Origin of the sequence: Caulobacter vibrioides, from assembly GCF_002310375.3 — a bacterium.
Lineage (GTDB): Bacteria > Pseudomonadota > Alphaproteobacteria > Caulobacterales > Caulobacteraceae > Caulobacter > Caulobacter vibrioides_D.
In genome coordinates this window covers 1,477,122-1,499,658 of record NZ_CP023315.3, presented here as the reverse complement: position 1 = coordinate 1,499,658, position 22,537 = coordinate 1,477,122, and the positions used below count along the sequence as shown (strand labels likewise).

At 67.5% G+C, this 22,537-nt stretch carries 18 protein-coding genes, 1 tRNA gene and 1 pseudogene; 11 read left to right on the top strand and 9 right to left on the bottom strand.

Annotated elements, in window-relative coordinates; translation table 11 throughout:
* Positions 1-18 precede the first annotated feature (18 nt).
* From CA606_RS07110 to CA606_RS07090, 5 genes are all read left to right on the top strand, one after another.
* A complete protein-coding gene (locus CA606_RS07110) occupies positions 19-1,044 on the top strand; it encodes a LacI family DNA-binding transcriptional regulator (RefSeq protein ID WP_096051765.1) in 1,026 nt (341 codons plus the stop codon).
* Between the two features lie 150 nt (positions 1,045-1,194).
* On the top strand, positions 1,195-3,648 hold the full coding sequence (locus CA606_RS07105) for a TonB-dependent siderophore receptor (protein WP_096051766.1): 2,454 nt from the start codon (positions 1,195-1,197) through the stop codon (positions 3,646-3,648).
* A gap of 208 nt (positions 3,649-3,856) precedes the next feature.
* Complete coding sequence (locus CA606_RS07100; RefSeq protein WP_181242826.1) at positions 3,857-5,686, top strand: alpha-amylase family glycosyl hydrolase; 1,830 nt, start codon at positions 3,857-3,859, stop codon at positions 5,684-5,686.
* Positions 5,668-6,591, top strand: a complete 924-nt coding sequence (locus CA606_RS07095) for an ROK family protein (RefSeq protein ID WP_181242825.1) — start codon at positions 5,668-5,670, stop codon at positions 6,589-6,591. The genes CA606_RS07100 and CA606_RS07095 overlap by 19 nt, the downstream gene beginning before the upstream one ends.
* Positions 6,588-7,823 carry an MFS transporter gene (locus tag CA606_RS07090; RefSeq protein WP_096051767.1) on the top strand — a complete coding sequence of 412 codons (1,236 nt, stop codon included), beginning with the start codon at positions 6,588-6,590 and terminating at the stop codon, positions 7,821-7,823. The genes CA606_RS07095 and CA606_RS07090 overlap by 4 nt, the downstream gene beginning before the upstream one ends.
* Positions 7,824-7,896: 73 nt before the next feature.
* Here CA606_RS07090 and CA606_RS07085 read toward each other — a convergent pair.
* Positions 7,897-7,987, bottom strand: a tRNA-Ser gene (locus CA606_RS07085).
* Between the two features lie 140 nt (positions 7,988-8,127).
* Here CA606_RS07085 and CA606_RS07080 point away from each other — a divergent pair.
* From CA606_RS07080 to hfsH, 4 genes are read left to right on the top strand one after another with little or no spacing between them, the layout of a single operon-like run.
* Positions 8,128-9,630 (top strand): exopolysaccharide biosynthesis polyprenyl glycosylphosphotransferase, encoded by a 1,503-nt coding sequence (locus CA606_RS07080; protein WP_096051768.1) that lies wholly within the window; start codon positions 8,128-8,130, stop codon positions 9,628-9,630.
* 7 nt (positions 9,631-9,637) lie between these two features.
* Positions 9,638-11,080 (top strand): polysaccharide biosynthesis protein HsfF, encoded by a 1,443-nt coding sequence (gene hfsF / locus CA606_RS07075; protein ID WP_096051769.1) that lies wholly within the window; start codon positions 9,638-9,640, stop codon positions 11,078-11,080.
* Complete coding sequence (gene hfsG / locus CA606_RS07070; protein WP_096051770.1) at positions 11,077-12,006, top strand: polysaccharide biosynthesis protein HfsG; 930 nt, start codon at positions 11,077-11,079, stop codon at positions 12,004-12,006. Before hfsF ends, hfsG begins: the two co-directional genes overlap by 4 nt.
* Positions 12,006-12,779, top strand: a complete 774-nt coding sequence (gene hfsH / locus CA606_RS07065) for an oligosaccharide deacetylase HfsH (protein ID WP_096051771.1) — start codon at positions 12,006-12,008, stop codon at positions 12,777-12,779. Before hfsG ends, hfsH begins: the two co-directional genes overlap by 1 nt.
* Here the strand turns inward: hfsH and CA606_RS07060 are convergent.
* The 3 genes and pseudogenes from CA606_RS07060 to CA606_RS07050 form a co-directional block, all read right to left on the bottom strand.
* Positions 12,776-14,044 (bottom strand): O-antigen ligase family protein, encoded by a 1,269-nt coding sequence (locus tag CA606_RS07060; RefSeq protein WP_096051772.1) that lies wholly within the window; start codon positions 14,042-14,044, stop codon positions 12,776-12,778. The two genes, hfsH and CA606_RS07060, sit on opposite strands and share 4 nt — an antisense overlap.
* On the bottom strand, positions 14,041-14,742 hold the full coding sequence (locus CA606_RS07055; RefSeq protein ID WP_096051773.1) for a sugar kinase: 702 nt from the start codon (positions 14,740-14,742) through the stop codon (positions 14,041-14,043). The genes CA606_RS07060 and CA606_RS07055 overlap by 4 nt, the downstream gene beginning before the upstream one ends.
* A gap of 42 nt (positions 14,743-14,784) precedes the next feature.
* Positions 14,785-16,322, bottom strand: a pseudogene (locus CA606_RS07050) (Wzz/FepE/Etk N-terminal domain-containing protein).
* A gap of 85 nt (positions 16,323-16,407) precedes the next feature.
* Here CA606_RS07050 and CA606_RS07045 point away from each other — a divergent pair.
* On the top strand, positions 16,408-17,148 hold the full coding sequence (locus CA606_RS07045) for a polysaccharide biosynthesis/export family protein (RefSeq protein WP_096051775.1): 741 nt from the start codon (positions 16,408-16,410) through the stop codon (positions 17,146-17,148).
* A gap of 42 nt (positions 17,149-17,190) precedes the next feature.
* Here the strand turns inward: CA606_RS07045 and CA606_RS07040 are convergent, their stop codons facing one another.
* Together CA606_RS07040 and CA606_RS07035 are read right to left on the bottom strand one after the other, a co-directional pair.
* Positions 17,191-17,469, bottom strand: coding sequence for a sel1 repeat family protein (locus CA606_RS07040; protein ID WP_096051776.1), 279 nt, complete (start codon positions 17,467-17,469; stop codon positions 17,191-17,193).
* Positions 17,470-17,641: 172 nt separating this feature from the next.
* Entirely contained in the window at positions 17,642-18,367 is a 726-nt protein-coding gene (locus tag CA606_RS07035) for a glutathione S-transferase N-terminal domain-containing protein (RefSeq protein WP_096051777.1), read from the bottom strand.
* 196 nt (positions 18,368-18,563) lie between these two features.
* On the opposite strand from CA606_RS07035, the gene CA606_RS07030 reads away from it, so the two are divergent.
* Positions 18,564-19,067, top strand: coding sequence for an RcnB family protein (locus CA606_RS07030; protein ID WP_096051778.1), 504 nt, complete (start codon positions 18,564-18,566; stop codon positions 19,065-19,067).
* A 64-nt stretch (positions 19,068-19,131) separates the two neighbouring features.
* Here the strand turns inward: CA606_RS07030 and gatB are convergent, their stop codons facing one another.
* The 3 genes from gatB to gatC are packed head-to-tail and all read right to left on the bottom strand — an operon-like array spanning position 19,132 to position 22,390.
* Complete coding sequence (gene gatB, locus CA606_RS07025; protein ID WP_096051779.1) at positions 19,132-20,628, bottom strand: Asp-tRNA(Asn)/Glu-tRNA(Gln) amidotransferase subunit GatB; 1,497 nt, start codon at positions 20,626-20,628, stop codon at positions 19,132-19,134.
* Between the two features lie 5 nt (positions 20,629-20,633).
* Positions 20,634-22,103 (bottom strand): Asp-tRNA(Asn)/Glu-tRNA(Gln) amidotransferase subunit GatA, encoded by a 1,470-nt coding sequence (gene gatA / locus CA606_RS07020; protein WP_096051780.1) that lies wholly within the window; start codon positions 22,101-22,103, stop codon positions 20,634-20,636.
* Positions 22,103-22,390 (bottom strand): Asp-tRNA(Asn)/Glu-tRNA(Gln) amidotransferase subunit GatC, encoded by a 288-nt coding sequence (gene gatC, locus CA606_RS07015; RefSeq protein WP_096051781.1) that lies wholly within the window; start codon positions 22,388-22,390, stop codon positions 22,103-22,105. Before gatC ends, gatA begins: the two co-directional genes overlap by 1 nt.
* Between the last annotated feature and the right edge of the window lie 147 nt (positions 22,391-22,537).

Genomic DNA, 22,537 nt, shown 5'->3' with positions numbered 1-22,537 from the left:
TGAACTAAGCTGCCCAACATGAGTCGTCCGCCCACCGAGCCCGCGCAGGTCCGCCTGAAGATGGCCGATATCGCCAAGCTGGCGGGGGTGTCGACCTCGACGGTTTCACGCGCCCTTGCCGGAAACCCCTCCATTCCCCAGACGCTGCGCGACCAGATCAGCGAGCTGGCCAGAACCCACGGCTACGTGATCAACCAGTCGGCGCGGAGCCTGCGCCTCCAACGGACCCACACGATCGGTCTGATCGTGCCGCTGGGGCATGAGCGCGATCAATTGATCTCCGATCCGTTCTTTCTCGAGATGATCGGCCGTCTGGCCGATGAGATCACCGGCCGCGGCTACGAGGTGCTGCTCAACAAGGTCGTTGCGCCCCGCGCCGACTGGCTGCGCCAGATCGTTCAAGCCCACCGGTCCGACGGCCTGCTGATCATCGGCCAGAGCGACCAGCACGACGCCTTGAACGCGCTGGCCGACACCTATCGACCGCTTGTCGTTTGGGGCGGAGACATCCCGGGACGGCGCTACTGCACCGTAGGCTCGGACAATGTCGCCGGCGCGCGGCGCGCGACCGAGCACATGATCGCGCAAGGGCGGCGACGGATCGCCTTTCTGGGCCTGCCCGGCGCCCCCGAGGTGGAGTTGCGGCGGGAAGGCTATCTCCAAGCGCTGCGCGCCGCAGGCTTGCCGCCCTGCCCCGAGCTCAGCGCGCCGGCTCACTTCACGGTCGAGTCGGCCGAGCCCTCGGTGCGCGCGCTGATCGACAGCGGCGCCGCGTTCGACGGCGTGCTGGCTGCATCCGACTTGATCGCCGTCACCGCGATCAACGCCCTGACCGCAGCCGGTCGGTCGGTCCCCGCCGAGATTTCCGTGGTGGGTTTCGACGACATCAGCCTCGCGCGTTACAGCGCGCCGCCGCTGACGACAGTCCGCCAGGATCTGGCGAAGGGCGCGCACATCATGGTGGACCTTCTGTTCCAACGCATTGCGGACGAACCGACGGAGTCGGTCTTCATGACGCCCGAACTGATCGTGCGCGGCACCTGAGACCCGCCGGCGTAGGTGTTGCCAAATTAACGCAATCGATTGCGAAAAGCGATATGCGACGATTTTCCATCTTCGCAATCGTTTGCGCTCGCACCACTCTCATGCCCGAAGCCTCAGCCACAAGAAGCGGGGGCGCATCAGGAGGAAGACATGAACCGGCAAAAGTCCCGCCTGCTCGTGGGCGCTGCGGTGTTCGCCATGCTGCCGCTGGCGGCGCACGCTCAGCAGAGCAGCAACAACGATAACAAGGACGTCCTGGAGCTCGACTCGGTCGTCATCACCGCATCGCGCGACGGCGCGACCCGAATGAACTCGTCCATCTCCGTCAGCGCGCTGTCGGCCGACCAGATCCTGGCCCAGGCCCCGCGCTCGACCGCCGAGATCTTCCGAGGCCTGCCGGGCGTGCGCTCGGAATCGACGGGCGGCGACGGTAACGCCAATATCGCCGTGCGCGGCCTGCCCGTGGCCTCGGGCGGCGCCAAGTTCCTGCAGCTGCAGGAAGACGGCCTGCCGGTCATGGAGTTCGGCGACATCGCCTTCGGCAACGCCGACATCTTCCTACGCGCCGACCAGAACGTGGCCCGCATCGAGTCAGTGCGCGGCGGCTCGTCCTCGACCTTCGCGTCGAACTCGCCCGGCGGCGTGATCAACTTCATCAGCAAGACCGGCGAGGTCGAGGGCGGCGAGATCGCCCTGACCAAGGGTCTCGGCTACGACCATACGCGCCTGGACTTCGACTATGGCGCGCCGCTCAGCGACACCCTGCGCTTCCATGTCGGCGGCTTCTATCGCGAGGGCGAAGGCGCCCGGAAGTCGGGCTACACCTCCGAGAAGGGCGGCCAGATCAAGGCCAACCTGACCAAGCACTTCGAGAACGGCTTTATCCGCCTGAACGTCAAGTATCTGAACGATCGCGCCGTCGGCTATCTGCCGATGCCCACGCGCGTGACGGGCTCGAACAGCGATCCCGATATCGGTTCGTTCGCCGGCTACGACATCGGCCGCGACGACCTGCAGTCGATCTATCTGGCCCGCAATCCGGGCATCGACGGCGACGGCAATCGTCGGACCAGCAAGGTCGCCGACGGCATGCACCCCGACACCCTGCAGTTCGGCGCCGAGGCCAAGTTCGATATCGGCGGCTGGAAGATCGAGGACCGCTTCAAGGTCGCCAAGACCTCGGGACGCTTCGTCGCCCCCTTCCCCGCCGAGGTCCTCTCGGCCCAGGCTCTGGCCACGTCGATCGGCGGCGCCGGCGCGACCCTGCGCTACGCCAACGGTCCCAGCGCCGGCCAGACGATCACCGCGCCGGGCGGCCTGAACGGCAATGGTCTGGCGATGCGGGTCCACATGTTCGATGTCGAGATCAACGACTTCGGCAACGCCATGAACGACCTGAAGCTGTCGCGCAGCTTCGACACGGGCGCTGCGGTGATCGACCTGACGGTGGGCTATTACAAGTCGCGCCAGACCATCGCCATGGACTGGCTGTGGAACACCTTCGTCTCGGAAGTGAAGGGCGACAACGCCGCCCTACTGGATGTCTATAACAGCGCTGGGACCAAGCTGACCCAGACGGGTCTGTCCGCCTATGGCGTGCCGCTGTGGGGCAACTGCTGCACCCGCCGCTATGACGTCACCTACGACATCGACGCGCCGTATCTGAGCCTGTCGAGCCGCATCGGTGATCTCAGCCTGGACGCCAGCCTCCGCCGCGACGAAGGCAAGGCGCGCGGCCTCTATGCCGGGGCCAAGCAGGCCGCCGTCGACGTCAATGGCGACGGGGTGATCCAGAACGTCGAGCAGAGCGTGTCGGTCATCGACAACGCCAACGCCTCGCCGGTCAACTACGACTGGGGCTACACCTCCTGGTCGCTGGGCGCGAACTACCAGTTCAATCCCGATGTCGCCGCCTTCGCCCGCGTCAGCCGCGGCGGTCGCGCCAACGCCGACCGTCTGCTGTTCGGCAAGGTCCGGGCCGACGGCACGGTGTCCAAGGAAGACGCCGTCGACATGGTCGATCAGGTCGAGGGCGGCGTGAAGTACCGCCGCGCCGGCTTTGGCCTGTTCGCCACGGCCTTCTGGGCCCGCACCCAGGAGCAGAACTTCGAGGCCACCAGCCAGAGGTTCTTCGACCGCACCTACAAGGCCAAGGGTATCGAACTGGAGGCCAGCTACCGGATCGGCGATATCTCCGTCACCGGCGGCGCCACCTATACCGATGCGGTCATCGACAAGGACGCCCTGACGCCCGCCGTCGTCGGCAACACGCCGCGTCGCCAGGCCAAGTGGATCTACCAGTTCGCCCCGACCTGGACGATCAATGACAAGGCCACGATCGGCGCCAGCGTCATCGGCACCACCAAGGCCTACGCCCAGGACGACAACCAGCTGATCTTCCCGGCCTACGCCCAGGTCAACGCCTTCGCCGAGTACAAGCTGGCCGAGACGCTGTCGCTGTCGGTCAACGCCAACAACCTGTTCGACAAGGTCGGCCTGACCGAGGCGGAGGAAGGCGCGATCACAGCGGGGTCGGTCAACGCCATCCGCGCCCGCTCGATCAACGGTCGCACCGTCACGGCGACGCTTCGGTACAGCTTCTAGAGCGTGACGCCGAAAGTGGGAACCGGTTTCGGCGCCAGTCACGCTCTAAGTGTTTGATTTAGAGCCTTGTTATCGCGTCGAAACGATTCCGCTTCGACGCGCAAGGCTCTCCCCCCTCGCCGACGGGTTTCCTGCCCCGTCGGCGCCTCGGCCTCGCCAGTGCGACCCCAACGCCCTGGCGAGACCACTCCTTCGCGAGCGTTCCGGCATGATTTCCACCGCTTCGATCCCGACGTCGCACGACGACGCCGTCCAGGGCCGGTTCGCCGCGCTGTGGCCGGTCGTGGAATCGCGGTTCGCCAAGGTCTATGGCGCGGATGCGCGCGGACCCGCCGTCCTCGAACGCCTGAAGACCAATCTTCTCAAGGCCGCCCATGCGCGGCCAGAGCCCCTGCGCGCGCTCGATGCGGCGCGGGCGGCCGATCCCGCCTGGCTGCACGCGCCGGGTCAGACCGCCTACACCTTCTATGTCGATCGCTTCGCCGGCGACCTGAACGGCGTTCGCGGCAAGCTGGACTATCTGTCCGAGCTGGGGGTGCGCTGGCTCCACCCGCTGCCGCTGCTGGAACCGCGCCCCGGCGACAGCGACGGCGGCTTTGCGGTCGCCGACTATCGCAAGGTTGATCCGCGCCTCGGCACGATCGACGACCTTGAGGCCCTGGCCGGCGACCTGCGTCAGCGCGACATGGGTCTGATCCTCGACGTCGTTTGCAACCACACCGCCCGCGAGCATGCCTGGGCGGTCAAGGCCCGCGCGGGCGATCCCGCCTATCGCGACTACTACATCGTGCTACCGGATGCGCAGAGCGCCGCCGCGCGCGATCGCGAGCTGATCGACGTCTTTCCCGACACCGCGCCGGGCAGCTTCACCTACGACGCGGCGATGGGCGGCTATGTCTGGACCACCTTCTATCCGTTCCAGTGGGACCTGAACTACGCCAACCCCGCCGTCTTCGCCGAGATGCTGGAGGTGTTGATCTTCCTGGCGGCCAAGGGCGCTCAAGGGTTCCGGCTCGACAGCGCCCCGTTCCTCTGGAAGCAGGCGGGCACCACCTGTCGCAACCTTCCGCAGACCTACGAGATTGTTGAAGCCTGGCGCGCGGCGCTGTCGATCGTCGCGCCGGGCGTCGTGCTGCTGGCCGAGGCGATCGAGAGCGTCGAGGACGTTCTACCCTTCTTCGGCGGTGAGGCGCCCGGCTGCAACCTCGCCTACAATAACGTGGTCATGACGGCCCTCTGGGCGGCGCTGGCCGACGGCGACGCAGCCATCGCCCGGCGCTGCCTGGCGGTGGCCTCGCGCAAGCCGGCCCAGGGCGCGTGGCTCAACTATGTGCGCTGCCATGACGATCTGATCTGGAACGCCCTGGCGGCCTATGCCCCGGCCGGTGACCTGCGACGTTGGTCGAACGCCTATGGGCATGGCGAGACCTTCTCGCGCGGGCGCGCCTTCCAGACCGCCGAAGGGGGCGTTCCGTCGACCAACGGCATGGCGGCCGCACTAGCCGGCCTGACTTCCGACGCCGATGGCGACAGCCTCGGCGCCCGGCGGCTTCGACTGCTGTACGGGATCATCCACGCGCTGGACGGCTGGCCGCTGATCTATATGGGCGACGAGATCGGTCTCGATAACGACGAGGCCTATCAGGACGACCCGCTGTGCGCCGGCGACGGACGCTGGCTGCACCGCCCCCAGATGGACTGGTCGCTGGCCGCGCGTCGAGGCGAGGCCGGCGCGCTGCAGGCCGACCTGTTCGCCACCTTCGCCAAGCTGGGCCAGCGCGCGAGACGCCTGGCGACCCTGGGCGTCGCCGGTCCCGCGCGGCCGGTTGAAGTGTCCTCGCCGGCTGTTCTGGCTTTCCTGCGCGACGAAGGCGCACGGCCGTTCCTGTGCCTCGCCAATTTCGCCGATGCGCCGCAAGACGTCGACCTGCCGCCAGCGTTCGCCCAAGGCGCTGAGGACGTGCTTGATGGCGCCCCCTCCCCCTCCGGAGCCGTCAGCCTGCCGCCCTATGGCATCACGTGGCTGGTCGCCCGATGAGCCGGATCGCCGCGATCGAGCTGGGCGGCACCAAGGTGATGGTGGCCTTCGGATCGGGGCCGGACGACCTGTCGCCCCCGCTCCGTATCCCCACCACGACGCCGGCCGAGACCCTGGCCCGGATCGAAGACGCGCTCGTCGCCGAGCAAGGCCGCTTCGATACGATCGGCGTCGCCAGCTTCGGTCCCATCCGGCTAGATCCGGCCGCGCCGGACTGGGGTCATATCCTCAAGACCCCCAAGCCCGGCTGGTCGCACGCTGACGTGGCCGCTCGGCTCGTCCGACGGTTCGATCGGCCGCTCGCCCTGGACACCGACGTGAACGGCGCCGCCGTGGCCGAAGGACTCTGGGGCGCGGCCCAGGGGCTTGGCGACTACGCCTATGTCACGGTCGGCACCGGGGTCGGCGTGGGCCTCGTCGTCAACGGCGCGCCGACGCACGGCCTGCTGCATCCCGAGGCCGGCCATATCCTGGTCCGGCGCGATGCGGCCCAAGACCCCTTCGCCGGGTCCTGCCCGTTCCATGGCGATTGCCTTGAAGGCCTGATCAGCGGGCCGGCCCTGGCCGCGCGGACCGGCGCGCCCGGCGAGTCGCTGTCCAAGGACGACCCCGTCTGGGCGCTGGTCGCCGACTATCTGGCCCAGCTTGTGGCCAGCCTCGCCTTGATCGCCTCGCCCCGGCGCGTGATCATCGGCGGCGGCGTCGGCGGCAATCCAAGCCTGCTGGAGCAAACGCGCGGACGGTTGCAGGCGAAGCTGGCCGGCTACCTCGCGCCGCTCGAGCAGAGATCCGACATTGACGCCTTCGTCGCGGCGCCGGGCCTCGGCGCAAACTCCGGCCTGCTCGGCGCGGTCGCGCTGGGCCTTCGACACGACGCCATCCGACGCCAGGACCTGACGCCATGACCCAGACCGTTTCTGATGCGTCGCGCGATCCGCGCCTGATCCGCATCCTGACCTATCTGATGTTCATGATGTTCGCGATGACCACCGACTCGGTCGGCGTCATCATTCCCCACGTCATCAAGACCTTCGATCTGGGCATGGCTGCGGCGGGATCGTTCCACTACGCCAGCATGACCGGCATCGCGCTGGGCGGGGTCTGCCTGGGTTTCCTGGCGGACCGGCTGGGTCGCAAGGCCACCATCGTCCTGGGCCTTGTCGCCTTCGCCGCGACGGCCTTCCTGTTCGCGGTCGGCAAGGACTTCGGCTTCTTCGTCGCCCTGCTCTTCCTGTCGGGCCTGGCGATCGGCGTCTTCAAGACCGGGGCCCTGGCCCTGATCGGCGACATCTCCTCCTCGACCCGCGCTCACACCGCCACCATGAACATGGTCGAGGGCTTCTTCGGCCTCGGCGCCATCCTCGGACCGGCCATCGTGACCGCCCTTCTCGCGCAAGGCGCGTCCTGGAAGTGGCTCTATGTGATCGCCGGCGCGCTGTGCGTGCTGCTGATCATCGCCGCCCTGAACGTGCGCTATCCGCAAACTCCGCCGGCGGCTCAGCAGAAGCTGGATCCCCGGGTGACCCTGGCCATGTTCGGCAACCCCTACGCCTTGGCCTTCAGCTTCGCGATCATGCTCTATGTCGGGGTCGAGACGGCGATCTATGTGTGGATGCCGACCCTGCTGGCCGACTACAAGGGCCCCGCCGTGGTCCTGGCGGCCTACGCTCTGTCGGTGTTCTTCATCCTGCGCGCTGCGGGCCGTTTCCTCGGCGCCTGGCTCCTGAACCGCCTGGCCTGGACGCAGGTCGTGGCGATCTGCAGCGTGGCGATTCTGATCTGCTTCGCCGCCGCCCTGGCCGGGGGACGCGCCGTGGCCGTCTTCAGCCTGCCGCTCTCGGGCCTGTTCATGTCGGTGCTCTATCCGACTATCAACTCCAAGGGCATCAGCTGCTTCCCCAAGGCCGAGCATGGCTCGGTCTCGGGCGTGATCCTGTTCTTCACCTGTGTCAGCGCGGTGATCGCGCCCTGGATGATGGGTCTGATCAGCGACCGGTTCGGCGACGCCGCCTACGGCTTCGCCCTGGCCACGGGCCTGGCCGCGCTGCTGGCGGTGCTGGCGGTGTTGAACCTGGTGTTCGACCCCAGCCGCCATCGTCTGGCCGCGCGCGAGGACCTCGACTACGCCGAGGTTTGAAGGGTCGGGACGACAACCGGCTCCGACCGCGAGGCCTTGGCCCAGCAAGGCCGGTCGGACTTGTTTTGGGGGATGGCGGAGACGGAGGGATTCGAACCCTCGATACCCTTTTGAGGTATGCCGCTTTAGCAAAGCGGTGCCTTCAGCCTCTCGGCCACGTCTCCTCCTGAGAGGGAGCGGTTCGATAGCCTGTTCGCTTCGCGATGACAACGGCGGATATCGGAAAATTCCGGTGTTAACGTGACGCTCAGACGGGATCGCTAGGCTGAACACGGTTTTCTCAACAACGAGCGCCGTGCGTCCTGTGCCTTCACCCATCTCCAAAGCCGAAACACTCGCCTTCGCTCCGGCGGGACAGACGCCAACGCCACGATCCGGCGGTGGCGGCGATCCGTCGGGCGCGGCCAAGCGGGGTCCCTTTCGGCCGGGGCGGCTGGTCCCTTCGCGCGCACGCCTGGAGACGCGACTGCTGGCGCGCACCTTCAAGGGCGTGGACATTCTGATCGCCGCCTGTGTCGCGGTCGCCGTCACGGTGCTGGGCTCCCCGGTCGTGGCCGGCGTCTGGGCGATCACCGCGCTGGTCGGCCTGCGGCTCGTCGGCGCCTACGCCTTTCCGCGCAAGCAGGCGCTGGGCGCGCACATGGCTCGCGTGGGCCTGGCCCTGGGCGCAAGCTTCCTGATCGCTACGGGCGCAAGCCTAGCGTTCGGGCGCTCTGAAGCGCCGGTCGTCTGGACCCTGCTGGCCGCCACGGCCGCCGTCGCCGGGGCGCACGGGGCCTGGTGGACGATGATCGCCCGCGGCCGCGCCCAAGGGCGACTGACGCCCAACATCGTCGTCGTCGGCGCGACCAAGAACGCCGAACGCCTGATCGAGGCGGCCATGCGCACCGGCGAGGTTAATGTGCTGGGCGTCTTCGACGATCGCCTGGACCGCGCGCCCGAAAATATCATGGGTGTGCCCGTGCTGGGCGACACCGGCGCCCTGCTCGATCACCGCATCATGCCCTATGTCGACCGCGTCGTGATCGCGGTGGCTTCCACCGCCCAGGCGCGGGTGCGGCAGCTGGTCGACAAGCTGGACGTCCTGCCCAACACTCTGCACCTCTTCATCGACATCGGTGGCGCGGCCGAGGACGATGCGGCCCTGGTCCGTATCGCGGCCGGAAGCGAGGCCCCGCTCTCGGGTTCGCCCGCCTCGACCCGTCGCGCCCTGCTCAAGCGCGCCCAGGATCTGGTCGTCGCCGGCCTAGGCCTCTTGGTCGCCGGTCCGGTGATGCTGCTGGTCGCCCTGGCTGTGAAGCTGGACAGCCCGGGCCCCGTCTTTTTCCGCCAGCGCCGCCACGGCTTCAACAACGAGGCGATTCTCGTCTGGAAGTTCCGCTCGATGCGGCACGAGATGGCCGACGCCAGCGCCGCCCGCCAGGTCAGCGCCGATGACGACCGGGTCACGCGCGTGGGCAAGTTTATCCGCAAGACCAGCCTCGATGAGCTGCCCCAGCTATTCAACGTGCTGACCGGCGAGATGTCGATCGTTGGCCCCCGCCCCCACGCCATCGGCATGAAGACCGGCGGCGTGGAGTCGGCCAAGCTGGTCGCCCAGTACGCCCACCGCCATCGCATGAAGCCCGGCGTCACCGGCTGGGCCGCCATCAAGGGCTCGCGCGGTCCGGTCGACACGCCCGAAAGCGTCCGCCTGCGGGTGGCGCTGGACGTGGACTACATCGAGCGTCAGTCGTTCTGGCTGGACCTCTATATCATCGCCATGACCATCCCCTGCCTGCTGGGGGATCGGTCCGCCGTGCGCTAGGCCGCGCATGTTCTGGCGCGGCGTCCTAGGCTACCTGCCGGTCAACATCGTCCAAGGCGTGGTGGGCCTGCTCACCATCGTCCTGTTCACGCGCCTGCTGGATCCGGCGCAATACGGCGTCTACGCCCTGGCGTTCTCGGTCTTCAGCCTGGTGCAAACCGGTCTGCTGACCTGGACCGAGGCGGCCATGGCCCGGTTCCTGGCCACGCGGAGCGAGGACGGTCGGATCGCCGACCACTTCGCGACGCTCTACCGGCTCTGGTTAGTCGCGGCCCTGGCCGTGCCTGTGGTCGGCGGCGCGGTCCTGGCCTTCGCACCGCTGAACGGCCCCCTGCGCATCGCGCTCGCAGCCGGCTTCGCCGCCGTGCTGGTCAACAGCCTGGTGAAGCTGGGCCAGGAACGTCGTCGTGCGGCGGGCGAAGTCTCGGGCGCGGCCCTGCTGTCGATGGTCCAGACCGCCGGTGGCTTCGCCCTGGGCCTGGGCTTCGCGCTGGCGGGCCTGGGCGGCGCGGCGCCGCTGCTGGGGATCGGGATCGTGTCCCTGGCCTGCGTGGCGGCGGTGCTGCCGCGCGAGTTGAAGTTCATGACCGGCGGACGCTTCGATAAGGCGCTTGCCCGGACCTACTTCACCTACGGCGCGCCCGTGGCGCTGTCGCTGATCCTGGCCCTGGTGCTGGCCAGCACCGACCGCCTGCTGCTGGCGACCTTCCTCGATGAGGCTACGGTCGGCGTCTACCACGCGGGCTATTCGCTGGGCAGCCGCACCCTGGACGTGGTGTTCATCTGGCTGGGTATGGCCGGCGGTCCGGCCTTGATTCAGGCGCTGGAGCGCGGCGGCCAGCCGGCTCTGGAAGACGCCGCCCGCGAGCAGGCCGGCGTCATCGTGCTGCTGACCCTGCCCGCCGCCGTTGGCCTGGCGCTCGTCGCCCGCCCCCTGGCGGACCTGATGGTCGGCGAGGCCATGCGCGAACAAGCCAGTCACGTCACCCCGTGGATCGCCGCCAGCGGCTGGCTGTCGGGCGTGACCACCTATTATCTGCTGCAGGCCTTCACCCTGGCGCGTCGGACCTCGCTGCTGATCGTCAGCATGAGCGCACCGGCCCTGGCTAATGTGGCGCTGAACCTGCTCCTGATCCCGCGCCTTGGCCTCGACGGCGCGCTGATCGCCACGACGGTCAGCTACGGCCTCGGCGCTGTCGCGGCCTGGGCGCTGGGCCGCCGCGCCTGCCCTCTGCCGATCCCCTGGGCGGTGCTGGCCAAGGCCGCCGGCGCGAGTCTGGCTATGGCCGCCTGCGTCGCCATGCTTCCCGCGCCGGGAGGGCTGCTTGAACTGGTCCTAAAGGCCGGCGTCGGCGCGGCCGTCTATGGCGCCCTGGTGCTGGGCCTTGATGTTGCGGGCCTTCGCGGCAAGCTCTCCCTGATCCTTCGTCGAAAGGCGCAAGCCGCATGAACGCGCCCGTCACTGATCTGCGCCTGGAGAACGCCGCCTGGGCCGCGGCGAAGCCGCGCCTGTCGGTGCTGATCCCGACCTTCCGCGACGACCCCAGCGCCCTGCTCAAGGCCCTGGACCACACCGCCGCCGCCGTAGAGGTCGTGGTTCTGGACGACGGTGGCGGCGATGACGCCCTGGCCGAACGGATCGCCCGACGGATCGAGAAGATGCGCACCCCCGCCCGCTTCGTGCGCCTGTCACGCAACGAGGGTCGCGCCAAAGGCCGCAATCGCCTGGCCTCGCACGCGCGCGGCGGCCACTTCCTGTTCCTGGACAGCGACATGCTGCCCGATACGCCCGACTTCCTGGACCGCTGGTCGGCGGTGGCCGACACCGGCGCGGCGGTGGCCTTCGGCGGCTTCACCCTGGACCAGACCCCTCAGCGTCCTGAGCACACCCTGCACCGGGCCATGGCCCTGAAGAGCGACTGCACGCCCGCGCCCGAACGCGCCAGGGCGCCGGAAAAGCACGTCTTCACCTCGAACCTGCTGGTCCGACGCGACGTCTTTGAGACCGTCGGCTTCGACGAGGGCTTCTCCGGCTGGGGCTGGGAGGATGTGGAGTGGGCGATGCGGGTGGCCCGCCAGCATCCGATCCTGCACATCGACAACACCGCCACGCATCTGGGCCTGGACCCAGCCCCGGTGATGGCCGCCAAGTACGAGCAGTCCGCCGCCAATTTCGCGCGCGTGGTGGCCAGCCACCGCGAGGTGGTCAGCGCCTATCCCAGCTATAAGGTCGCTAAGCTGCTGAAGGCCGTTCCGCTCAGCAGCGTGTGGCGGCCGCTTCTGAAAAAGGTGGCGCTGGCCGAGGCCGCGCCCGTCTCTCTCCGCGCCCTGGCCATGCGGCTCTATCGCGCGGCGCTCTACAGCGAGGCCGTCTGATGCCGATGGAATTCGAGAAGGTCGACGCCTACGAGCCCGATCGCAGCCTGAAGGGCAAGCTGCGCCGCCGGCTCATCCGGCTGGCCCACCGTCGGCCGGCCAAGGTGGCGCTGGAGCGTCCGATGGTGTCGTTCAGCTTCGACGACGCCCCCGCCACCGCCTGCGAGGCCGGCGCCAGGGCGCTGGAGGCGCGGGGCTTACGCGGCACCTACTATTTCGCGGCGGGCCTGACGGGCCGCGACGGCCCGATGGGCCGCTACGCCACGGGCGAGGACGCGCGCCGCCTGCATGAGGCCGGCCACGAGATCGCCTGCCACACCTACTCCCACCTCGATTGCGGCCAGTCGAGCCAGACCGAGACGCTGGCGGACGTGGACCGCAACGCCGAAAGCCTTGCGGCCTGGGGCGCCGGCGAGCCGGTCAGCTTCGCCTATCCGTACGGGGATGTGGCGGCCCCGGCCAAGACCGCGCTGAGCGGACGGTTCAAGACGCTGCGCGCCCTGCACCATGGCCTGATCACCGACGGCGCGGATCTCAACCAGACGCCCGCCGTCGGCATCGAGGGCGAGGACGGCGAGGCGGTCGCCAAGGCCTGGCTCGACAAGGCCAAGGCGCGCAAGGCCTGGTTGATCCTCTACACCCACGATGTGGCCGAGCAGCCGTCCCAATGGGGCTGCACAACGGACGCGCTGGAGCGCCTGATCGATCGCGCCCTCGCCGATGGATTTGATGTCGTGACCGTCGCCGAGGGCTCGCGGCGGATCGGGCTTTAGGCCTCGTCCAGCGCCCGATCGGAGAAGGCCAGCTTGGCGGCCAGCGAGACGAACAGCACCCAGCGGAAGTCGTTATAGACCACCGCGATGCTCTCAGTCAGGCTGACCAGGGTGAACACAACCAGGAACGGGAAGGCCAGCATCGCGCCGCGCTCGCGATAAACCGCGACCACCGCCAGCGACATGGTCTGCAGGTAGAACAGCCCCCAGGCGATCAGGCCGAACAGGCCGATGCCGAGCCACTGTTCCAGCCAGGAATTATGGGCGTGCTGGGGAACGAACTTGGCGTCATTGACAATCCAGGCCAGCGGCCCCCAGCCGGACTTGTCGCTCCAGACGGCCGCATAGCCATAGCCCTGCCAGGGTCGCTGCTCGATCTGGCGCATGGCGGCGGTCCAGATCTCGGTGCGGCCCGTCAGAGTGGCGTCCTTGCCGAGGATCTCGAACAGCATGTCCGAGGCCAGTAGCACGAACATCGCCAGCAGCAGCGCCCCAGTGACCCCAGCCCAGGTGGCGGCGGCGCCAAGGGCCGGCCCGCGCTGGACGATCCACACGAACCCCAGCGCCGTCAGGCCCAGCAGGAGCGAGGCCAGCGCCGTCTTGGACTGCGACAGCAACACCAGGCCGATGGCCAGCCCCGCGAACAGCGTGAACAGCTTGGCGCGATCCGGGTTCAGCAAGGCCGCGGCGCCGAGCAGACAGGCCCCGAAGGCCATCAGACCGCCCAGCCCGTTCTTCTCCATCCACAGCCCGCGCCAGGCGCCGGGAAAAATCTCGGTCATCACGCCAATCGACGGCAGGGCGAGGCTTACCGCGTAGCTCGCCACGATCAGGATGCAGAACAAGATCCCGTACAGCCGCGCTAGCTCAGCCCAACGGAACCTGGAGGCCAGGGCTAGGCCCGCCAGGGTGGTGCAACCGACAGCGAAGCCGCGGCGGATCGAGACGTCGGGCTGGATCGACCAGGTGATCGAGGCTGCTATCACGCCCATGAGAATGATCAGGAACGGCTGGCGGACGCTCACCCGGATCATGTTCCAGGGACGCGACATGATCAGCAGGAAGGCCAGGCCATAGGCGGGCAGGAAGGCCACACGCAGAAGCCCCGACGCCGCCTCGTCGGCCTTCTCGCCGAACAGAGGCAACTGCCACGCCGCGCTGAAGATCAGCAGCATGAGCACCGCCGTCGCCACCGTCGGGAGCGAGGGTGAGACCGCTTGTGGCCGATCCGCGCTCCAGCCCAGGGGCGCCGGCGCGTAGGTCACGGCAGGATGGCCTTCAGGAACGCCGGAGGCTGTAGCGAGACCTTGTTGAAGAACAGCCCCGCGCAGCGTCCGCCGGCTGCGGTGATCGCATCGCGCAGCAACGCAGGCTGGCGCACGTCGGGTTGGTCGGCGGAGACGACGAGGACGGTCTGGTCCATGTGCCGCGCGATGGTGGGGCCCGACTGCGAGCGATCGACCGAGGGGCAGTCCACGACGATGACCTCGGCGTGCTTGCGCAGCGCGCGCCAGTAATCCGGCGACGGGATCACGTGGGCCTGCTGCCGGCCCCGCAGGGCCTCGCGGTTCAAGCGCGCCACCCACAGGCGGGGTCCGCCAACGCTATGGCCGACCAGATACTTGGCGTCCGGCCAGACCCCTCCCTCGGGACGCGGCGCGGGCGGCTGCACGGTGAAGAAAACCGACCCATCCGGCGAGGCCGCGACGGGCGGCCCTAGCGGACCGTAGCGCTGCGGGTCCGCCGCCAAGGCGTGAAATTGAGTGGGGTCGTTCAGATCAAGGTCGACCAGCCAGGTCTTACGACCCGCGCGACGCGCGGCGAAGCGGGCGAACTCGCGGGCGACCGTCGAGGTCCCCTCCCCCCGCCGCGCCGCCACGAACTGAACGACGTGCGGACGGCCAGCCGGGGGCGCGCCCAGCGCGCTCCACAACTCCGTCATCTCGACGTTCAAATCCACCATCTATCGAATCGCTACGCGGCCAGGACTTCGCAAGGTGCGACATTAACCTTGCGAGCGAAAGGCGACGAAAGCGCTCACCGCTTGACGGCCGCCGTGGCCAGCACGGGCATTCCCAGGGTGCGCGAGGCCGAGGCGGGCGTCTGCAGTCCGGGACGCAGGAACATGCGCACCAAACCGGCGCAGAGGGCGGTGAAGCCCGCGAACATGATCGCCAGGGCCAGCACCGGCTTCTTCAGGCTCTTGCCCGTCGAGGGCGCGACGGCGCGTTGGACGATGCGAATATTGTCACTGCCCTCGGCCGACATCTGCCGCTGGGCCTCGTCCTGCTGTTCCTTGACAGTGAAGTCGCGGACGTTCGAGGACAGCACGTCGCGATCGCGCGACAGCTCGTTGAACTGCGGTTCCAGTTGCGCCAGGCGCAGGAGGCGCGAGTTCACGTCGGTCACCTGTTGGGCGTAGGCCGCCTGCGACTGCTGCAGGGCCGCGACCTCGGCCCGCAGATCGTTGCGAGTCGTCGCCAGGGTCTGCCAGATCGGGTTCGGACCGCTACGGCGCGCGCCCTCGCCCGCCGTGCGACCCGCAGCAAGCCCCGCTTCCAGCTGAGCGATCTGCGCGTTGATGTCGACCACCGGCGGGGCGTTGGGCGTGTAGCGCGACAGCAAGCCTTCGCGGTCCAGCTTCAACTGCGCCAGCTTGGTCGAGGCCGACATATCGGTGTCACGGTAGAGAATCGTCTCGGCCGGCGTGCGCGCCAGCTCGGCCTCGACGGCTGCGAGGCGCCCCGTGCGTTCCTGAAGCTGAGCGTCGACAGCGTATTTCTGCTGTTCCACCTGAGCCTGCAGCTGGGTGAGCGCGGTCTTCTGGGCGTTGAAATCGCCGATATCATTGGTGATCAGGAAGGACTGATAGGCCGTGTCGGCTTCAGACAGCTTCTGAGAGAAGATATCGCGCTGACGCTCAAGCACGCGGTTGTCGCCACCGATCAGCAGCGAGCGGCGGTAGATCAGATACTCTTCCAGCAGGGTGTTCAGCACCTTCTCGGCCATCTCGGGGTTCTGGTGCTGATAGGCCAGGCGGATGATCGAGTTATCCGGCGCGGTCTCGATCTTGAGGCTCTTGGCGATCGAATCGCGGCCTTCGGCGATCAGCTTGCGCTTCTCTTCCGGCGTGGCGATGGCGTACTTGGCGGCCGCGTTCGGGAAGATGTTTCCAAAGCCGATCTTGCGGATCACGCGTTCACGCAGCTCACCGCTACCCAGGATCTCGGCTTCCGACTGGATCACTTCGTCGTTGGTGGGCACCGCGCCTCGGCCGGCGTCGCCGGCGCGCGGCTCATAGACATACTCCTGGCCCAGCCGCACGAAGAGGCTGGACTGGGCCTCGTAGCTCTTCTTCAGCGTCATGGCGAAGCCGACGCCGATCACGGCGATGACCAGGAACACCAAGAGCATCAGAAACCGCTCACGCCACAGCAGGGTGACGAAGTCGCTCGGGGCGTAACGGGCGCGCGCACCACCGCCTCCCCCCGCCATGGGCGGCGGGGAGTCGTGCGGCACGCTGATCCAAGCGCTCGTCGACATGCGAATCCGGGCGGTCTAACTTGACGCTCACCCTGGGGCTGGCGGTCTTAAGGGTTCGTTACCCATTCCTGTTAAGACTTGTCGCATGCAGAGCCGCACGCACCTCATGACGGCCTTGGCCGTGGTCCTGATGGCCGGCGGGACGACCGCCTGCGGGCATCTGGACGCCGAGCCGATCACGCCGGCGCCGCGCCCGACCGCGACCTTCTCCAACATCGGCTATGCGGACTGGAGCGAGCAGGAGCCCGACTATCGCTTCTATCCGGGCGACGAGATCGAGATGACGGTGCCCTCGGCGCCGGAACTCAACAAGAGCGCCACGGTGCAGCCGGATGGCCGGATCACCGTGCCACTGGTCTCGCCCGTCATGGCCGCCGACCGCACGATCGGCGAACTGCAGACCTCGCTGAGCCAGGCCTATGCGGGCACGCTTCTGCGGCCGCAGGTGCAGATTTCAGTGAAGGCGACGGCGCCGCTCAAGGTGTTCGTCGGCGGCGAGGTCGGGAACCCCGGCGTGTTCGACATGGCAGGCGACGGCGACGCCTTGCGCGCCATCATTCAGGCGGGCGGGTTCAAGACCACCGCCAAGCGCAATCAGGTCGTGATCATTCGTCGCGGCCCCGACGGGCGGGCGATGATGCGGACGGCCGACCTGCTGAAGGGTCTGACCAGCCCCGGCGGCGCGGATCTGGTGCCGCTACGCCGCTTCGACATCGTCTACGTGCCGCGCAGCGGCGCGGCGGAGACGGGCCTGTTCATGCAGCAGTACTTCCGTGACCTGCTGCCGGTCAGCTTCAGCTACGCGATCAACGGCACGATCCGCTAGGATATCGCAACGACGAGGCGTCCTGAGCTCGGAAACCCGAGCTCAGCCGTGGGCCAGCCACTCGCGCGCCTGACGCTGAGCTTCGGCGACATCTTCGCTGGCCATCTCTTGCGAGAGTTCCTTGCGATAGACCTTGGCCTCGATCGACCCGCGCATCGCGGCGAGGTTGAACAGCATGTGGGCCGACACATAGTCCAGCGGCGCGCCGCCCTGACCGGTCGAATACAGCAGGCCCATCCGGAACAGCTCGTCGCCGGTGGAAGCGGCGGTCGGCAGCGGCAGCGTGGAAACGACGGCCGGCGGTTCATTCATCAACATCATGGCACATCTCCTCTCTCAAGCTCGCCTCGCCGTTCTGGCGGATCAGAGCCTGAGAGAAGAAAAGTCCATCGCCACTGAACATATAGTTAAACGGCCGAACATCATGAAAATAATGTCGAATATACTAGTTATTAGAGGTGATTACTGCGCGTAAACGCCAGTATACAGCACGTTAACGGGCGCGCTGACCGAACAGGACTCTGCGAGCGTCTTCCGCAGCTTTTCCAGAGGCTTGCAGGCCCGCGGAGCGGAGTTCCGCGCCAAGCTTGAAGCCCTTCTGGACAGGCTCTCGCGCCCCGACGCGCTCGAACCACGCCTTCAAGTGCGGAAACTCTTCCAGAATGATGCCCTGATTTTTCCACGGCACAATCCAGGGCCAGATCATGAAATCGGCGATGGACAATTGGCCGCAGACGAAATCGCGGCCCTCAAGACGCTTGTTCAGCACCCCGTACAGCCGGTGGGTCTCATTGGTGTAGCGGATCACGCCATAGGCGATCTGGCGCTGGTCGGAGATGATCGCCGGCGCATACTGCCGGAAGTGGTGGGTCTGGCCGGCCATCGGCCCAAGCCCGCCCATCTGCCACATCACCCACTGGTCGATATCGACCCGCTCACGCTCATTGGCGCCATAGAACTGGCCGGACTTGCGGGCCAGGTACTGCAGGATCGCGCCGGACTCGAAGATCGAGATCGGCTGGCCGTCCGGCCCATCGGGGTCGACGATCGCCGGCATGCGGTTGTTCGGGCTGATCGCCAGGAACTCCGGCTTGAACTGCTCCCCGACGCCGATGTTCACCGGGATCATCTCGTAGGGCAGCCCCATCTCCTCCAGCGCGATGGAAATCTTCCACCCATTGGGCGTGGGCCAATAGTGCAGTTCGATCGGACGGCTCATCGGCCTCCCCTCCCGTAATCGTCGTTGTTCCAGAACATGGTCCCCGCGGCGCCGCCCGCCAAGAGGGCGACAGGGTAAATCGCTGACAACGCCATTCAGGCTGGGTTCAGCCGCGCCCGCTCATCGTGCGTTCCAAGGTCGAGGGACATTTTGGCGGCGCCGCAGGGTGTTCGCCCGACCACGAGGAGAAGCCGAGATGAAGCGTCTGCTGCTGACGATCGCCGCCGTGGCCTCGGTGGCCGGCCCGATGGCCCTGAGCGCCACCGACGCCGCCGCCCAGGACCGCGGCCGCTGGGAGCATCGTGACCGTGACCGCGACTGGGATCGCGGCCGGGATCATGACCGAGGCGGCTGGGATCGCGATCGTCGAGACGGTTGGGATCGAGGGGATCGTTGGGATCGCGGCGACCGCTGGGATCGCGGCCGTCACAACGGCTACTACTACAACAGCCGCTGGTACTACGGTCCGCCACCGGCCGCCTATTACGGCCACTCCGGCTATCGACCGGGCTACAGCGCCTGGCGTCGCGGCGCCCATCTGCCGAGCTACTATCGCGGCCATGGCTACGTCGTGAACGACTACTATCGCTACAACCTGCGTTCTCCGCCGCGTGGCTACTACTGGTACCGCACCGGCAATGACTACGTGCTGGCGGCGATTGCGACAGGCCTGATCTTCGAGGTCATCGCCAACCGCTAGGGTTCCAAGAAAAAGGGCCCGCAGCTTTCGCTGCGGGCCCTCATCTGTTTGCGGCGAAGTTCGTCTACTCGACGCCCAGCTTCTTGCGCAGAAGCTCGTTGACCGTGCCCGGATTGGCCTTGCCGCCGGTGGCCTTCATGACCTGGCCGACGAACCAGCCCAGCGCCTGCGGCTTGTCCTTCACGGCTTCGGCCTTGTCGGGATTGCCCGCGATCAAGTCATCGATGGCCTTCTCGATGGCGCCGGTGTCGTTGATCTGCACCAGGCCGCGCTTCTCGACGATCTCGGCGGGACGGCCTTCGCCGGTCCACATGTGCTCGAAGACCTCCTTGGCGATCTTCGAGGAGATGGTGCCGTTCTCGATCAGCTCGACCAGCTGGGCGATGTCGGTGTGCGGCAGCGGCGAGTTCGTGAACTCGGTCCCGGCGGCCGACAGCTTGGCCAGCAGTTCGTTGGTGACCCAGTTAGCCACCAGCTTGGCGTCACGGCCCTTGGCGGCGGCTTCGAAGTAGTCGGCGCGATCGGCGTCAATGATCAGCACGCCGGCGTCGTAGGCCGAGAGGCCATACTGGCTCTGCAGGCGCGCCTTCTTGGCGTCCGGCAGCTCCGGCAGGGTCTCTTCGATCGACTTCACCCAGGCCGGATCCAGCACCAGCGGCAGCAGGTCCGGATCGGGGAAGTAGCGATAGTCGTGCGCCTCTTCCTTCGAACGCATCGAGCGCGTCTCGCCCTTGGTCGGGTCGAACAGGCGAGTCTCCTGATCCACCTTGCCGCCGTCCTCGAGGATCTCGATCTGGCGACGGGCCTCGTACTCGATGGCCTGCTGGATGTAGCGATATGAGTTGACGTTCTTGATCTCGCAGCGCGTGCCCAGGTGCTTGAAGTCGCCCGTGGCGCGGAACTTCTCATAGTCGCCGGGACGGCAGACCGAGACGTTCACGTCGGCGCGCAGGTTGCCCTTCTCCATGTCACCGTCGCAGGTGCCCAGATAGACCAGGATCGTGCGCAGCTTCTTCACATAGGCGGCGGCCTCTTCGGAGGTGCGCATGTCGGGCTTGGAGACGATCTCCATCAGCGCGGTGCCGGCGCGGTTCAGATCCACATAGGTCGCGTTCGGATCCTGATCGTGCAGCGACTTGCCCGCGTCCTGCTCCAGGTGCAGGCGCTCGATGCGCACCTCGAAGGTCGTGCCGTCGTCGCGCTCAACGCTGACCACGCCCTCGCCGACGATCGGCTGGTCGAACTGGCTGATCTGATAGCCCTGCGGCAGATCCGGATAGAAGTAGTTCTTCCGGTCGAAGCGGCTCTTCAGGTTGATCTGCGCGCGCAGGCCCAGACCCGTCTTCACCGCCTGCTCGACGCAGAACCGGTTCAACACCGGCAGCATGCCGGGCATGGCCGCGTCCACGAGGCTGACCTGCTCGTTCGGCCCCGCGCCGAAACCGACGGCGGCGCCCGAGAAGAGCTTGGACTTGCTGGCGACCTGGGCGTGGACCTCAAGACCGAGGACCATTTCCCAGTCGCCCGTGCGGCCCTTGATGACCTTGGCGTTCTCGTTCATCGCGCTCACCACCACTTCTCGGCCTTGGCCGTGAAACCGGCCGCCTTCTCGACCGCCCCGGCGACGGAGAACACCGTCGCCTCGTCAAGCGGCTTGCCGATGATCTGCAGGCCCAGCGGCAGACCGTTGGCGTCGAGGCCGGCGGGCAGGCTGAGGCCCGGCAGGCCGGCCAGGTTCGTCGTCACCGTGAAGACGTCGTTCAGGTACATGGCGATCGGATCATTACTGTTTTCGCCCAGGCCAAACGCCGCCGAGGGCGCGGTCGGGGTGAGGATCGCGTCGCACTTCGTCCAGGCGTTGTCGAAGTCCTCGGCGATGCGACGACGCACCTTCAGGGCCTTCAGGTAATAGGCGTCGTAGTAGCCGGCGCTCAGCACATAGGTGCCGATCAGGATGCGGCGCTTGACCTCGTCGCCGAAGCCCGAGGCCCGGGTGTTCTCGTAGATCTCGGTGAGGTTCGCGCCCTCTTCGCGCAGGCCGTAACGCATGCCGTCATAGCGGGCGAGGTTCGACGACGCCTCGGCCGGGGCCACGATGTAGTAGGCCGGCAGGGCGTACTTGGTGTGCGGCAGGCTGATGTCGACGATCTCGCAGCCGGCCTCCTTCAGCCAGGCGATGCCGTCGGCCCACAGCTTCTCGATCTCGGCCGGCATGTTGTCGACGCGGTATTCCTTGGGAATGCCGATCTTCAGGCCCTTCACCGACTTGCCGACGAACTGGGTGAAGTCCGGAACCGGGATGTCGAGGCTGGTCGAGTCCTTGGGATCATGGCCCGACATCGAGGTCAGCAGCAGGGCCGCGTCCTCGACGGTCTTAGCGATGGGTCCAGCCTGGTCCAGCGAGCTGGCGAAGGCCACGACGCCCCAGCGCGAGCAGCGGCCATAGGTCGGCTTGATGCCGACGGTGCCGGTGAAGGCGGCCGGCTGGCGGATCGAGCCGCCGGTGTCGGTGGCCGTCGCGCCCAGGCACAGGTCCGCCGCGACCGCCGCGGCCGAACCGCCGGACGAGCCGCCAGGCGTCAGGGCCTTGGTCGAACCCTGGGCGCGCCAGGGGTTGGTCACCGGGCCGAAGTAGCTGGTCTCGTTCGACGAGCCCATGGCGAACTGGTCAAGGTTCAGCTTGCCCAGCATCACCGCGCCGTCGCGCCACAGCTGGCTGGTCACCGTCGACTCGTAGGTCGGCACGAAGTTTTCGAGAATCTTCGAGCAGGCCGTGGTGCGCACGCCGTTCGTGCAGAACAGGTCCTTCACGCCCAGCGGCGCGCCTTCCAGGGGGCCAGCCTCGCCCAGCGCCCGACGGGCGTCGGACTTCGCGGCCATGTCCATCGCCTTGTCCGGCGTCTCCAGGATGTAGGCGTTCAGGCCGCGCGCGGCCTCGATGGCTTCGATGTGGGCGCGGGTCAGCTCGACCGAGGTGAACTCGCGGGCGGCCAGGCCGTCGACGGCGGCCTTCAGGGTGAGGTTCGTCAGGCTCATTATTCGACGACCTTCGGCACGACGAAGAAGTTGTTGATCAACTTGGGCGCGTTGCTGGTCACGCGGGCCGGATCGCCGCCCATGGTGACGACGTCGTCGCGCAGCGGCAGGCCGGCGGCGACCACGCTGGTCAGCGGCTCGCAGCCGTCGGTGTCCACCTCGGCCAACTGCTCGATCCACGTCATGATGCCGTTCAGTTCCTGGGCCAGCGGCTCCAGGCGCTCCTCGGGCGTCGCGATGCGGGCAAGGCGCGCGACCTTCCGCACGGTGGCGGCGTCAATGGCCATGGAAGGCTACTCCGGATAAATAGTCAGCATTGACTGTTATTGTCGGTGGGTAGCGGGCGAAGGCCCGCGTTTCAAGGCGAACCTCTCGTTCAGTCTCACCCTGAGCCCCTCGAAGGGCGAGGCTGACGCACGGCGCGACGCCCTTCG

Excerpts from the sequence above, each read along its gene's own strand:
- CA606_RS07110 (WP_096051765.1), top strand. The coding sequence starts at position 19 with ATGAGTCGTCCGCCCACCGAGCCCGCGCAGGTCCGCCTGAAGATGGCC.
- CA606_RS07105 (WP_096051766.1), top strand. The coding sequence starts at position 1,195 with ATGAACCGGCAAAAGTCCCGCCTGCTCGTGGGCGCTGCGGTGTTCGCC.
- CA606_RS07100 (WP_181242826.1), top strand. The coding sequence starts at position 3,857 with ATGATTTCCACCGCTTCGATCCCGACGTCGCACGACGACGCCGTCCAG.
- CA606_RS07090 (WP_096051767.1), top strand. The coding sequence starts at position 6,588 with ATGACCCAGACCGTTTCTGATGCGTCGCGCGATCCGCGCCTGATCCGC.
- hfsF (WP_096051769.1), top strand. The coding sequence starts at position 9,638 with ATGTTCTGGCGCGGCGTCCTAGGCTACCTGCCGGTCAACATCGTCCAA.
- hfsG (WP_096051770.1), top strand. The coding sequence starts at position 11,077 with ATGAACGCGCCCGTCACTGATCTGCGCCTGGAGAACGCCGCCTGGGCC.
- hfsH (WP_096051771.1), top strand. The coding sequence starts at position 12,006 with ATGCCGATGGAATTCGAGAAGGTCGACGCCTACGAGCCCGATCGCAGC.
- CA606_RS07055 (WP_096051773.1), bottom strand. The coding sequence starts at position 14,742 with ATGGTGGATTTGAACGTCGAGATGACGGAGTTGTGGAGCGCGCTGGGC.
- CA606_RS07045 (WP_096051775.1), top strand. The coding sequence starts at position 16,408 with ATGCAGAGCCGCACGCACCTCATGACGGCCTTGGCCGTGGTCCTGATG.
- CA606_RS07040 (WP_096051776.1), bottom strand. The coding sequence starts at position 17,469 with ATGATGTTGATGAATGAACCGCCGGCCGTCGTTTCCACGCTGCCGCTG.
- CA606_RS07035 (WP_096051777.1), bottom strand. The coding sequence starts at position 18,367 with ATGAGCCGTCCGATCGAACTGCACTATTGGCCCACGCCCAATGGGTGG.
- CA606_RS07030 (WP_096051778.1), top strand. The coding sequence starts at position 18,564 with ATGAAGCGTCTGCTGCTGACGATCGCCGCCGTGGCCTCGGTGGCCGGC.
- gatB (WP_096051779.1), bottom strand. The coding sequence starts at position 20,628 with ATGAACGAGAACGCCAAGGTCATCAAGGGCCGCACGGGCGACTGGGAA.
- gatA (WP_096051780.1), bottom strand. The coding sequence starts at position 22,103 with ATGAGCCTGACGAACCTCACCCTGAAGGCCGCCGTCGACGGCCTGGCC.
- gatC (WP_096051781.1), bottom strand. The coding sequence starts at position 22,390 with ATGGCCATTGACGCCGCCACCGTGCGGAAGGTCGCGCGCCTTGCCCGC.